Source organism: Allobosea sp. GW822-FHT03F07 (genome assembly GCF_058801345.1).
Window position 1 is genome coordinate 209,180 of the sequence record NZ_JBXAND010000007.1, and the last position, 12,530, is coordinate 221,709.

10 protein-coding genes are annotated in these 12,530 nt (G+C 65.3%); 9 read left to right on the plus strand and 1 reads right to left on the minus strand.

Translation table 11 applies throughout. The features are described 5' to 3' along the window. Positions 1–148 precede the first annotated feature (148 nt). The 9 genes from AC1RMY_RS20130 (at position 149) to AC1RMY_RS20170 (ending at position 12,106) form a co-directional block, all read left to right on the plus strand. On the plus strand, positions 149–391 hold the full coding sequence (locus AC1RMY_RS20130; protein ID WP_492867525.1) for a hypothetical protein: 243 nt from the start codon (positions 149–151) through the stop codon (positions 389–391). Between the two features lie 98 nt (positions 392–489). Further along, positions 490–2,250 (plus strand): ABC transporter permease, encoded by a 1,761-nt coding sequence (locus tag AC1RMY_RS20135; RefSeq protein ID WP_492867527.1) that lies wholly within the window; start codon positions 490–492, stop codon positions 2,248–2,250. 24 nt (positions 2,251–2,274) lie between these two features. Continuing rightward, positions 2,275–3,597, plus strand: coding sequence for an ABC transporter ATP-binding protein (locus tag AC1RMY_RS20140; protein ID WP_492867529.1), 1,323 nt, complete (start codon positions 2,275–2,277; stop codon positions 3,595–3,597). A gap of 437 nt (positions 3,598–4,034) precedes the next feature. Continuing rightward, positions 4,035–4,733 (plus strand): MgtC/SapB family protein, encoded by a 699-nt coding sequence (locus tag AC1RMY_RS20145; protein WP_492867550.1) that lies wholly within the window; start codon positions 4,035–4,037, stop codon positions 4,731–4,733. A gap of 91 nt (positions 4,734–4,824) precedes the next feature. Then, positions 4,825–5,901 (plus strand): sensor histidine kinase, encoded by a 1,077-nt coding sequence (locus AC1RMY_RS20150; RefSeq protein ID WP_492867531.1) that lies wholly within the window; start codon positions 4,825–4,827, stop codon positions 5,899–5,901. A gap of 4 nt (positions 5,902–5,905) precedes the next feature. Beyond that, a complete protein-coding gene (locus AC1RMY_RS20155) occupies positions 5,906–6,526 on the plus strand; it encodes a response regulator transcription factor (protein WP_492867532.1) in 621 nt (206 codons plus the stop codon). Positions 6,527–6,841: 315 nt separating this feature from the next. Continuing rightward, positions 6,842–8,899 carry an ATP-dependent nuclease gene (locus AC1RMY_RS20160; protein ID WP_492867534.1) on the plus strand — a complete coding sequence of 686 codons (2,058 nt, stop codon included), beginning with the start codon at positions 6,842–6,844 and terminating at the stop codon, positions 8,897–8,899. A gap of 3 nt (positions 8,900–8,902) precedes the next feature. Then, positions 8,903–10,921: a UvrD-helicase domain-containing protein gene (locus AC1RMY_RS20165; RefSeq protein ID WP_492867536.1), complete on the plus strand. Its 2,019-nt coding sequence runs from the start codon at positions 8,903–8,905 to the stop codon at positions 10,919–10,921. A 60-nt stretch (positions 10,922–10,981) separates the two neighbouring features. After that, a complete protein-coding gene (locus tag AC1RMY_RS20170) occupies positions 10,982–12,106 on the plus strand; it encodes a M48 family metalloprotease (RefSeq protein ID WP_492867537.1) in 1,125 nt (374 codons plus the stop codon). 4 nt (positions 12,107–12,110) lie between these two features. On the opposite strand, the gene AC1RMY_RS20175 is transcribed toward AC1RMY_RS20170, so the two are convergent. Beyond that, positions 12,111–12,530 (minus strand): DUF7002 family protein (locus tag AC1RMY_RS20175; RefSeq protein WP_492867539.1); only part of this gene is annotated, 420 nt, incomplete at its 5' end.

Here is a 12,530-nt window from a genome sequence, read left to right on the forward strand (position 1 = left end):
CTGCCCGGCAATGGCGTCGAGCCACGGCCGAGCGGCCCTGCGATCAATCTGGACCACTCCCGGCGCAGCCTGCCGGGCGAGCGCGGCGCGGGCTTAGTCCCGCCGGCTCGCCTCCCGGGCCGCCTTGGGCGGTTCGAGGAGGTGAACCATGAGCAACGTCATCCTGTTTCGCGGCAGAGCCGCACCCGAGTTCGACCGCGCTGGATGGACCGCCTTTCGGGCGGATGCGGCTGGGGCGTTTCGGCTGCGTCCGGCGCCTAGCCCGGTCCTCGTCGCGGTTTGGCATCGCAACCGCTCCAACGGACGGCTGGAATGCCGTTGGATCAGCGAAGGCAGCATAGGTCTCGACGCGTGTGAAAGTCGCCCCGCCGGCGCCGCCTGGGCCACCTGAGCTGGCCCTCCATTTCATACGGCCGCGGGCGCGATCTGGCGATCTGGTCGCGCCCGCCGATGCCCACCGCAGCGTCCCCCACCACCTTGAGGTGCACCATGGTGCTTCTATCCAACGACCGCCGGGGACACAGCGCCTTGGCCGCGCTGACGCTGAACCGCGTCCTGCCCAATATCTACGACCTGACCGCATTCGCGCTCCTAGCCGCCCTGGCCGTGCTCGTGCTCCACGGCGCGGCCGGGATGCGCCTGCCGCTGGAAGGCCTCGCCGCCGCGCCGGTCGCGCTCGATCCTGCGCTGCTGCCCGAATACGCCCTGCGCACGACGATGCGGATGTTCGCGGCGATCATCGCCTCGCTGCTCTTCACCTTCGTCATCGCGACGCTCGCGGCCAAGAGCCGCCGCGCCGAAATGGTCATCATCCCTGCGCTCGACATCCTGCAATCGGTCCCGGTGCTCGGCTTCCTGACCTTCACCGTCACCTTCTTCATGGGCCTGTTCCCCGGCAGCCAGCTCGGCGCCGAATGCGCCTCGATCTTCGCGATCTTCACCAGCCAGGCCTGGAACATGGCCTTCTCCTTTTACCAGTCGCTCAGGACCGTGCCGCGCGACCTCGACGAGGTCAGCCGAGGCTTCGGGCTCTCGCCCTGGCAGCGCTTCTGGCGGCTGGAGGCTCCGTTCGCGGCGCCCGGACTGGTCTGGAACACGATGATGTCGATGTCGGGCGGCTGGTTCTTCGTCGTCGCCTCCGAGGCGATCACCGTCGGCGACACCACCGTGCAATTGCCCGGCCTCGGCTCCTGGCTGGCGCTCGCCATCAGCAAGCAGGACTTCGCCGCAGTCGCTTGGGCCGTGCTCGCCATGGCGGTCGTGATCGGCCTCTATGACCAGCTCCTGTTCCGGCCGATCGTTGCCTGGGCCGACAAGTTCCGCTTCGAGCAGACGGCCGGGCAGCAGAAGCCGCGCTCCTGGGTCTATGGGCTGATCCGGCGCACGCGGCTCCTGAGGCGTGTGATCGCCCCCTTCGCCTGGCTGTGGAACAGGCTCCTGCTGGTCAGGCTGTCGAAGGCGCCGCTGGCCGCGCCGGCCCCGCGGCGGGCCACGCAGGTAGCCACACGGGCCATCGACTATGCCTGGTTCGGTCTGATCATCGCCGCCGGCGCCTGGGCGGCCTGGACGGCGGTGTCCTATCTCGGCCAGAGCCTGTCCTGGAGCGATGTCGGGGAGCCGCTTGGTCGCGGCTTGGTCACCTTGCTGCGTGTGCTCGTGCTCATCGCCATCGCCAGCCTGATCTGGGTGCCGGTCGGCGTCTGGATCGGCTTGCGGCCTGCGGTCGCCGAGCGCGTCCAGCCGGTCGCGCAGTTCCTGGCGGCCTTTCCTGCCAATGTGCTGTTTCCCTTCGCGGTCGTTGCGATCGTCGCGACCGGGGCGAGCCCGGACGTCTGGCTCTCGCCGCTGATGGTGCTCGGCACGCAGTGGTACATCCTGTTCAACGTCATCGCCGGCGCCAGCGCGTTCCCGACCGACCTGCGCGAGGCTGCTTCAGTCTATCAGCTCCGCTCCTGGACCTGGTGGCGGCGCGTCATGCTCCCGGGGATCTTCCCCTATTACGTCACCGGCGCGCTGACCGCCTCCGGCGGCTCGTGGAACGCCAGCATCGTCGCCGAAGTCGCGAGCTGGGGTGACACCAAGCTGGAGGCCTATGGTCTCGGCTCCTACATCGCCAACGCCACGGTGGCGGGCGATTTCCCCCGCGTCATCCTCGGCATCGCCGTGATGTCGCTCTTCGTCACGCTCTTCAACCGCACGCTCTGGCGCCCGCTCTATGTCTTCGCGGAACGTCGCCTGCGTCTCGACTGACCCATCCCCGTTGGAGGATCGACCATGGATGCCACCATCACCGCTCGGAAGACCGGGGCTGCTCCGCTCGTCGCGGCCAGGCAGGTCTGCCAGACCTACGACAAGGGCGCCTCGGGATCGCTCGTGGTGCTCGACAATGTCGACGTGGAACTGCGGCCCGCCGAAATCGTCGGCCTGCTCGGCCGGTCCGGCTCCGGCAAGTCGACCTTGCTGCGCGCCATCGCCGGCCTGATCCGGCCGAGCAAGGGCGCGATCACCTTCCAGGGCGAGCCGGTGACCGGGCCGACCTCGGGCGTGGCCGTCGTCTTCCAGAGCTTCGCGCTGTTTCCCTGGCTGACGGTCCTGGAGAATGTCGAGCTCGGACTGGAGGCCCAGGGCGTCGTACCGGCCGAGCGGCGCAAGCGGGCACTGGCGGCGATCGACCTGATCGGTCTCGACGGGTTCGAGAGCGCCTATCCGAAGGAGCTCTCTGGCGGCATGCGCCAGCGCGTCGGCCTGGCGCGGGCCTTGGTCGTTCATCCCAAGGTGCTGCTGATGGACGAGCCGTTCTCGGCGCTCGACGTGCTTACCGCCGAGACGCTGCGCACCGACCTGCTCGACTTGTGGTGCGAAGGGCGGATGCCGATCGAGGCCATCCTGATGGTGACGCACAATATCGAGGAGGCGGTGCTGATGTGCGACCGCATCCTGATCTTCGGGTCCAACCCCGGCCGGGTCATCGCCGAGATCCGCGTCGACATGCCCCAGCCGCGCAATCGGCTCGATCCGGCCTTCCGCACGCTGGTCGAGGATATTTATGCGCGCATGACCGCCAGGGCGGGCGCACCGGTGCGCGACGGCCTCTTCCCCGGCACCGGCATCGCGATGTCGCTGCCCCGCGTCTCGACCAATCTGATGGCCGGCCTGATCGAGGCCGTCGCGGCCGAACCCTATCGCGGCGAGGCCGATCTGCCGCCCTTGGCGGCGGAGCTTCACCTCGAGATCGACGATCTCTTCCCGATCGCGGAAACGCTGCAGCTCCTGCGCTTCGCCGACCTGGAGGGCGGCGACATCAAGCTGACGGCGCCGGGCCTGCGCTTCGCCGACAGCGATGTCGACGAGCGCAAGCGCCTCTTCGCGCAGCACCTTGCGAGCTATGTGCCGCTCGCGGCGCATGTCCGGCGCGTGCTCGACGAGCGGCCGACCCACAGGGCGCCGGCGCGCCGCTTCCGCGACGAGCTCGAGGATCACATGTCGGAAGACTATGCCGCCACGACCTTGAAGGCGGTCACGAACTGGGCCCGCTACGGCGAATACTTCGCCTATGACGAATCCGCCGACCTGTTCACGCTCGAAAACCCGAGTTGAGAGGGCCCACCATGCCCCGGGGAAGCCACAGACGCTCGGCTGACCATTTCGATGCATCGCCGTCGACACGAGGACGCTCACCGGCAAGCAGGTGCTGCCATGAACAAGAACGACGACCTCCTAGGCCAATGGCTGGAGCAGCGCAGGCTTCACGGTGGAGCCAAGCTGGACCGGCCGCGCCAGGAAGCGGGCCGGCCAAAGCTTCTGATCCGTCTGTTGGTTAGGACGGGGGCTGTTCTGGCCCACCGTGAACGTTTTGCTGTGGGCGTCCGAATGGCAGCTCCGCCTGATCTCAAGACTACATTTCCTCGGGCTGCTGCCTCCGGGCTGGACCCGCCGGCTCCTGCGGCTGTCGGACCATCCCGCACGCTGTGGTCTGGCGCTGATGCGCAGCAGGCACCGGGGGCAACGCTTGTTCGTCGGGAAGCGTGGTGATGATGATCGGATTTGAACAGGCCGCGCTCAATCTCGGGACCGCCTTCACGCTGGGCGCCGTGATCGGCTTCGAGCGGCAATGGCGGCAGCGGCTTGCCGGCCTGCGCACCAACACGCTCGTGGCCCTGGGGTCGGCCATCTTCGTGATGTTCGCGAGCCTCATTCCCGGCGATGCCAGCCCGACGCGAGTTGCTGCCCAGGTCGTCTCGGGCATCGGCTTCCTCGGCGCCGGCGTCATCTTCAAGGAAGGCCTCAACGTCCGCGGCCTCAACACCGCCGCGACCCTGTGGTGCTCGGCCGCGATCGGGCTCGTCGCGGACGCCGGCTTCCCGCTTCACGCCCTGCTCGCCACGGGCTTCGTCATCCTGGTCAACCTCGCCCTGCGCCCGCTGATCCGGCTGATCGCCCGTCAGTCGATGGCAACAACGGAGCTCGTCGTCTGCTATACCGTGACGGCGGTCTGCCGCGGCGAAGGCGAGGCCCATGTCCGGGCGCTGATGCTCCAGGGCTTCGGCTCGGCCCGGCTGCATCTCCACCAGCTCGACAGCAGCAATATCGAGGATACCGATCGGGTCGAGGTGGCGGCGACCGTGACGGCCGACCACCGGGAGGATGCCGCCCTGGAGCAGATCGTCGGCCGCCTGAGCCTCGAGCCGGTCGTCACCGCCGCGCGCTGGCGGGCCGAGGCGATGGTGGAATGAGATATCGCCGCAAGATGCTGGACAACGCACCGGGACGCGCTGTCTTCTCGGCCATGCCTGCTGGTGAAGGCCGGCCTGCCGGGGGTGACGCATGATGCTCAATTGGGGGCGTTTCAGGATCGGGGCGCCCCTGCTTTGGCCGGGCCTGTTTGGGCTCGTGGCCGCGATCTTCATCGCCGACACCGTCACCAACCTGGAGATCGCGGTCGCCGTCCTTTACGTCGCCGTGATCCTGATCTCGGTCGGGTCCGGCCGGCCGAGTGCGGTGGTCTTCGTCGGCGCGGGCAGCGCGGCTCTCACGGTGCTGAGCTACACCCTGACCCCGCACGGCGTCCCTGAGTCAGGTTTCGTCAACTGCGCCCTGAGCCTGCTGGCCATCGGCTCGGCGACCTATCTCGCGACCAGGATCGGGGCGGCTGAAGCACGGGCAAGGCAGGCGCAGGCCGATCTCGCCCATATGTCGCGGGTCACGACCATGGGAGAGTTGACCGCCTCGATCGCCCATGAGGTGAGCCAGCCGCTCGCCGGCATCGTCGCCAACGCCCATGCCGCCATCCGTTGGCTCGCCGCATCGCCACCCAACCCGGATGAGGCGCGGCGCGCGCTCGACCGGGTCGTCACCGATGCCGATCGCGCGGGCGAGGTGATCGGCCGGGTGCGGCGCCTCGTCACCAAGGCGCCGCCATCGCGCGAGAGGATCGATCTGGTCGAACTGATCGAAGAGGCGCTGCTGTTGGCCCGCAGCGAAATCCGCCGGAACCGGGTCGTGCTGCGCACCGACCTCGGAACCGATCTTCCCCCGCCGCTGGGTGACCGGGTCCAGCTCCAGCAGGTCGTCCTCAACCTGGTCGTCAACGCAGCCGAGGCGATGGGGGGCCTGGAGACCGGACCGCGGGACATGCTGGTCAGCGCGGCGGCGGACGGCAGCAAGATCACGGTCAGCGTCCGCGATACCGGGGTGAGCCTCGCTCCTGACGCGATCGACAAGGTGTTCGAGGCTTTCTACACGACGAAGCCCGGCGGCATGGGCATGGGTCTGGCGATCAGCCGCTCGATCGTCGAAGCCCATGGCGGCACGATCTATGCAGCCGCCAACCACCCGCGCGGCATGGTGTTCGGCTTTACCGTGCCGCTGAACGTGCCGGTGAACAAGAGTGCGGCGAGTTAGAGCCGTGGACCAGGACACGCCAACCGTCTTCGTCGTCGACGATGATCCGTCCGTACGCGACGGGCTGGACAGCCTGTTCCGCTCGGTCGGCTATGCGGTGTCGTGCTTCGGCTCGGTCCAGGAGTTTGCGCTGTTCCGGCGACCGGACGAGCCGTCCTGCCTCGTGCTCGATGTCAGGATGCCCGGGCCGAGCGGCATGGATTTCCAGGCGGAGCTCGCGACGATCTGTGATCCCCTGCCGATCATCTTCCTGACCGGCCATGGCGACGTGCCTATGGCGGTCCGCGCCATGAAGGCGGGAGCGGTGGAGTTCCTGCTCAAGCCCTTCCGCGAGCAGGACCTGCTCGACGCCGTCCGCTCCGCCATAGACCTCGACCGGACCCGGCGCCAAGGCCAAGCGGCAGTCGCCGAGATCAAGGCTTGCTTCGCGACGCTCTCGGCGCGCGAGAAGGAGGTCATGGCGCTCGTCGTAGCCGGGCGCCTCAACAAGCAGATCGCGGCGACACTCAACTTGAGCGAGATCACGGTGAAGGTTCACCGCGGCCAGGTCATGCGCAAGATGGGGGCCTCGACACTTGCGGATTTGATCAGGATGGCGGACCGCCTGGCCGCTGCTGCCGAATGAACGCGCGAGGGTCCTTGCCTGAAGGGCCTCTCTGGCATGTTCAACGCCCGGTTTCGGGCAACCCGTCAACGTCAGCTCCTGGCGCATCTCGTCCGGGCAGACGGCTGGCGATTTTGGCCCGTTGCAGACATCCCGCACGTCTGCTTTCAGGCACTGCGATGAGGTTGGCAGCGATGCAGCGGGCGTTGATGCGCAGCCAACTCTCGGAGCATCCGACTTCGGGCCGCAAGTGGAGCAACGGCTTTCGAGCGCAGACTTCAGAAGCCGGTTTGTCGCTTTCGCGCTCGCTGTTAGTCTGCGCTGTGGGGGGATGCCGTGTACATCGCAGAAATTCGAATCGAGAACTTTCGCCTGTTTGGCGCAGGTGATCAGGCCTTCATTCTCCCTCTGACGCCGGGACTTACCGCACTGGTTGGCGAGAATGACGCCGGCAAGACTGCGGTAATTGATGCATTGCGGCTGGTGCTCGGCACGCGCGACCAGGATATGCTGCGCGTCGATCCGATTGACTTCCATCAGGCGACACTCGGCGGCGCGCACGCCGACCAAATCGTCATTCGGCTGACCTTCCGCGGCCTGACCGCCGCCGACCGCGGCGCTTTTGCCGAGTTCCTGACCTATGAGACGATCGCAGGCGCCACCGACACTGCACTGATCGTGACCTGGGTGGCGAAGCGAAATGCCAAGGAAGGCAGCTCGCGCCGGGTTCTGCCGCCCGAATGGCGTACCGGCGCCAAGGGCGACGGGCCGTTGCTCGACCTGGGGGCACGATCGCTGCTGACCGCGACCTATTTGCGGCCCCTGCGCGACGCCGAGCGGGCGATGAGCGCCGGGCGAGGATCACGGCTGTCGCAAATCCTCCAGCACACCAAGGAAATCCGCGACACCGGAAGCCCGTTCAACAAGCTTGCCGACCCGCCGGACGACCCGAAGATGTTGAGCGTGCTGGGCTTGGGCGATTATGCCAGCCACTTATTCGGGGAGAGCGAAGGCATTAAGCAGGCGCGCAAGCGACTCAACGACGAGTATCTGAAGCCGCTCTCATTCGCCAATGACCTGCTGCACGCTCGGATTGGCGTGGCCGGCGCACAGGACGACAGCCTCAGATTGCGCCAGCTGCTCGAGAAGCTCGAACTCGCACTCACCGCTTCGGTCGATGCTACGAGCGCGCATACCCGCGGGCTCGGCTCTAACAACCTGCTGTTTATGGCGTGCGAGCTGCTGCTGCTCGCGGCTGAAAGCGACGGTTTCCCGCTCCTGCTTATCGAAGAGCCCGAGGCGCATCTCCACCCGCAGCGCCAGCTGCGGCTGATGTCGTTCTTGCAGGAACAGGCGGAGAAGAAGCGCGCCGACGGACAGCGCATCCAAATCATCACGACGACGCACAGTCCCAACCTCGCCTCCGACCTAAAGCTCGGCAATCTCGCCCTGATCGAGGGCGGGCGGGCATTCCCACTGTGCGAGGGTGCGACCAAGCTTAGCGCATCGGACTATCGCTTCCTCGAACGCTTCCTTGATGTGACCAAATCAAACCTGTTCTTCGCCCGGGCGGTGATGATCGTTGAAGGCGATGCCGAGAATATCCTGCTGCCAGTGATTGCCAGGCTGCTCGGCCGCGACTTCCACCATCATGGTGTGTCCGTGGTCAATGTCGGCGGGGTCGGTCTCGGACGTTATGCGCGGGTGTTCATGCGCGAGGATGAGGCTAAAGACGGTGCCATCAATATCCCTGTCGCTTGCATCACCGACATGGACGTGATGCCCAACAACGCGCCCTGGATCGTCGGCAAGCTTGAGGCAGGCCAGCCAATCCCGGCCCGCCCGCCGTCCAAGCGGCAATGGCGGATTAAAGCCGATTTCCCAGGCGACGAGCTGGAGCAGCGTCGGGCCGAACGCAAAGCCAAGGCGTCCGGCCAGAAGGTCGAGACATTCGTTGCCGACGAGTGGACGCTCGAATACGACCTCGCCTTTCATGGGCTCGGCAAGCATGTCTACCGCGCGGCTTCGCTGACTCTCGCTGATGGCGGGCTCAACGCTGGTACCATCAACCAAGCCGTCGTTCTCGCCGCCGCAGACGCTGCCTATCAGGCGCTCGTCGATGCCGCTCACGATCGGCCAACGCTCGCCTCGCATGTGTATGCGCTGTTCGAGGCCGACGGCGCCTCCAAGGCGATCAGCGCGCAATATCTCGCCGAGCTGCTCGAGAAGGAGATCGCGGACGGCACGCTCGATGCTGAGGGCCTTCGCGAGCGGCTTCCGCCCTATGTCGTCGCCGCGATCGCGCACGTCACCGGGCCGTTCGTGCCACCGGCTGCCGGGGGCGCGGCAGCCGAACCGGACCCGCCCGTAGCCGCCCCCAACCCGGCCGCCTGAGTGATGCTCGACAATCTAATCCGCGAAGAGGACGTCGCCTGGGCGGCAGCACTGATGGGGCTGGGTCCGAATGGGTTCGCGCCGGTCGATGGCGATGACAGCCGGCTTCAGGCGATGCTCCGGCTCGACACAGTCGATTTCGAGGCATGCCCCGGCAGCGGCAAGACTACCTTGCTGGTCGCCAAACTGGCGGTGCTGGCGATGCGCTGGCCGCACCGGCAGCAAGGCATCTGCGTGTTGTCGCACACTAATGCCGCGCGCAACGAAATCAACGCGAAGCTCAGCAATACCGCGGCGGGCATCGCGCTCACGCGCTACCCCCATTTTGTCGGCACGATCCACTCGTTCGTAAATGAGTATCTGGCGCTGCCCTGGCTCCGGTCGAAGGGCATCGAGGTGCGCTGCGTTGATACGCAGATTGCGCTTGCAAAGCGCTGGGCTCTTCTGCCGGGCAATAGCCGCTGGGCGTTGCAGCGAGCCAATCGAGCGGAATCCTGCCTGATCTACAGTCAGCCAGATTACGGCGGCGGCAAGACCGGCAACTTTGGGCCGCAGACGCCGACATACCAGGCGATCATAGCCGCACGTCGCTCTTCTAGCGAACAGGGCTATTTCTGTTTCGACGAGATGTTCATCTGGGCAAACCAGCTGCTCGACCAACACCCGGAGACGATGTCCACGCTTCGACGGCGCTTCCCCCTCGTTTTCATCGACGAGGCGCAGGACAATAGCGAAGCGCAATCGGCGCTGCTGCACCGCATTTTCTGCGATGGCGACGCGCCATCGCGCCGACAGCGGTTCGGCGACTCTAATCAGGCCATCTATGCGAGTTCCAACCACAGCGGCGCCACGACTGATCTCTTTCCGGGCGAAGCGGTACACCAGATGCCACGCAGCTATCGCTTCGGTCAGGATCTCGCGGATCATGTAAAGGGCCTAGGCGTCGCGCCGCAGTCTCTGGTCGGCGCGGGGCCCTCCAATCACCTTGGCAGCGATCCCAAAGCGCCTGTGATTGTCCTGTTTGACGATGGGTCGGTGCAGGTGGTGCTGGCGCGCTATGGTCAGCACCTTCTGGACAGCTTCGACGGAGCCACACTCGAGAACGGCGTATTCACCGCGGTTGCTGGGGTGCACGAGCTCGGCGAGAACGATCGCATCCCGCGAGCGATGGGGCATTACGTGCCTAGCTACGACCCGACGTGCGCGAGGAAAGAATCTGCCCCGAACAGTTTCGCGCAACACCTCGCGCGAGCACGGTTCGAGACGGCGGGCAGTGGCAGCGCCAACAAGCTGGTCAACGCGACGGCGGCAGCGCTGCTCGCCGCGAGCGAGCTTGCCGGCGGCACGCACGTCCGAATTTCGCGAAAGTCCCCACATCGTCGGGTCGTGGAGACGCTCGGCGATAGCGATGCGCGGGCCAACTATCTCGCGCTGCAAGAGATCGTCCTGACGAACCAAGGCGATATCACCTCTGCGAGCTGGGAAGCGGATGCAATGGCCCACATCGAGGCGGTGGTGCGGCAACTAAGCGGTGTCGCTGCGTTAGATGGCGATGTCGTCACGTTCTTGGCGGTACCTCAGGCGCAGGCCATAGCCGCGGGCGAAGCTGCCATCGTTGCGCGCACCGATAACCTATTCGCTTATCCCCCGGACGCGCCGCGGGTACGCATTCGTCTGGGTTCGATCCATTCGGTAAAGGGCGAAACGCACACAGCGACACTGGTGCTCGACAGCTTCTTCCACAACCACCACCTGAGCGAACTCAAGCCTTGGTTGCTGGGGACGAAATCGGGCGGTTCCTCGACAAACCGTAGGGGCAGGCAAGTCTTCGAAGGTCCCCGCATCCTTGCGCGGCTCAAGCTCCATTATGTCGCGATGACCCGTCCGACCCACCTGCTGTGCCTCGCGATGCGTAAGGATGCATTCGGCAACGGGGAGCTCGACACGCTGGCGGGTCGCGGCTGGACGATCATCGACTGCTGCGCACCCGCTCAAATTATAGGCGCTGCCCCTTCCGTGTGAGACTCTGGACCGGCGACTGCCGCCCACTCTTACGACGACACGCTGTTGAGACAACCGCGCATGCTCAAACAGAACGCATCGGCAAAGGATCTGTGGAGACAGTTGCTGGAGCAACTTTCGAGAGACCCGTACGCGACGTTGCAGGATTTCAACTACGATCCCACAGAAGACGACGAGAAGTTCCAGGCCGCCATGCGCCAGGCGGGCTGGTCGGAAGAGCAGATCGCCCTGAGAGCGAACATCCATAGGGAGCAGGCTGAAAGCGCTCCGACGACAAGTCCAGGCGTGAACCCGCACGCGGAGTATATCTTCGGCAAGTTGTGCGACGACGTTGAAGCGGCCATGGACCGCCTCGGGATGAGCTCGCACACTCAGGTGGCACGCGGGCTAGAGCCGCGGCTGGGGCCCTATGCGGCCAAGACAAACGTTATAATGACGGACGAAAGCATCATCACGGTCGGCACACAGCTGTTCCGGTTCTGTGGCTTGGTCGCGCGCGCTTTCATCCGGACCCTGCAGCTAGACGCGGAGTTCTGGGATTCGGATCGCTACACCAAGGAAGCTGCAATTCGACTGATCCGCAGTCGAGGTGACCTGTTAGTCTACTGGACACGCATCTACATGTCATATGCGCTGACCGGCATGCACATTCTCGTGCCCTTCAAACCCGCGAGCATCTTCGAGCTTTCATTCGAACACGTGGCCAGGGCTATGGAGATGTTTGCGGTGGCCCACGAGTATGGCCATCATCATCACAATCACGGTCGTCAGATTGATCCGCAAGCCGAGAAGGCGGAGGAATTCGAAGCCGACCAGTTTGCTTTGAAAATCTGCTACGAAGCCGACCGTTTTCCGGATGCACTCGGGTACAATCCCTACCTGACATCCGGCGCCGGCGGATTTATCCTTCTGCGGGCGTTGCGTACATTGCGGACAGTCGAGACCCGGCTGAACGGGGTTCAAATCCGCAGAACCGACAGCCATCCAGACGCCGACGAGCGAGCTGCTCGGTTCGAGACGATCGCCGTGCTCCGGCCGGTAGAATTTGCGACGCTGCTGCACTTCAGAACAGCCTCGGCGCGCATCTTGGACGCCGTCGACACCGAGATTGCGCGTTGGCTGAACGGGCTAACGCCGGCGACAATGCGTCAGATCGATCGCTGGAGATCGCTGCCTAATATCTGAAGTGTCAGCGACGCCGCCATACCTCAGAAACCTCAACCTCACCTCGCATGATCACTACACGCCTGACAAAATCGCTGACGTTGGGAACACCGGACGTGACTGCGAGCTCAACCACTGGCTCTCTGCGGTGCGTCCTGAGGCGCGCAGCGTAGTTGTAGTCGGCGATGCTGACGATAGTCGATCGCCCCCTCGGCGCCGGCATCGGCTTTGTCGCGCCGGTATTGATGGGAGCCAGGGTGATTTGCTGCTTGTAGGCGGCCACCAGCGGAGCGGTGTCGATCTCAAGTACATCGTGCTCGGCTTCTGCGTAGGCACGGGCGGTGAGGAGACGCAGAAGCCTACTTCTCTGTCCGGCGTCAGCGCTCTTGAGACCATTTAGGGGTTTTCGGGAAGGGAGGATTTCTGGATCATCGCAGCCATTATG

What these genes read in the sequence shown, in the direction of transcription:
- AC1RMY_RS20130 (WP_492867525.1), top strand. Translation starts at nt 149, where the DNA reads ATGAGCAACGTCATCCTGTTTCGCGGCAGAGCCGCACCCGAGTTCGAC.
- AC1RMY_RS20165 (WP_492867536.1), top strand. Translation starts at nt 8,903, where the DNA reads ATGCTCGACAATCTAATCCGCGAAGAGGACGTCGCCTGGGCGGCAGCA.
- AC1RMY_RS20135 (WP_492867527.1), top strand. Translation starts at nt 490, where the DNA reads ATGGTGCTTCTATCCAACGACCGCCGGGGACACAGCGCCTTGGCCGCG.
- AC1RMY_RS20140 (WP_492867529.1), top strand. Translation starts at nt 2,275, where the DNA reads ATGGATGCCACCATCACCGCTCGGAAGACCGGGGCTGCTCCGCTCGTC.
- AC1RMY_RS20150 (WP_492867531.1), top strand. Translation starts at nt 4,825, where the DNA reads ATGATGCTCAATTGGGGGCGTTTCAGGATCGGGGCGCCCCTGCTTTGG.
- AC1RMY_RS20170 (WP_492867537.1), top strand. Translation starts at nt 10,982, where the DNA reads ATGCTCAAACAGAACGCATCGGCAAAGGATCTGTGGAGACAGTTGCTG.
- AC1RMY_RS20145 (WP_492867550.1), top strand. Translation starts at nt 4,035, where the DNA reads ATGATCGGATTTGAACAGGCCGCGCTCAATCTCGGGACCGCCTTCACG.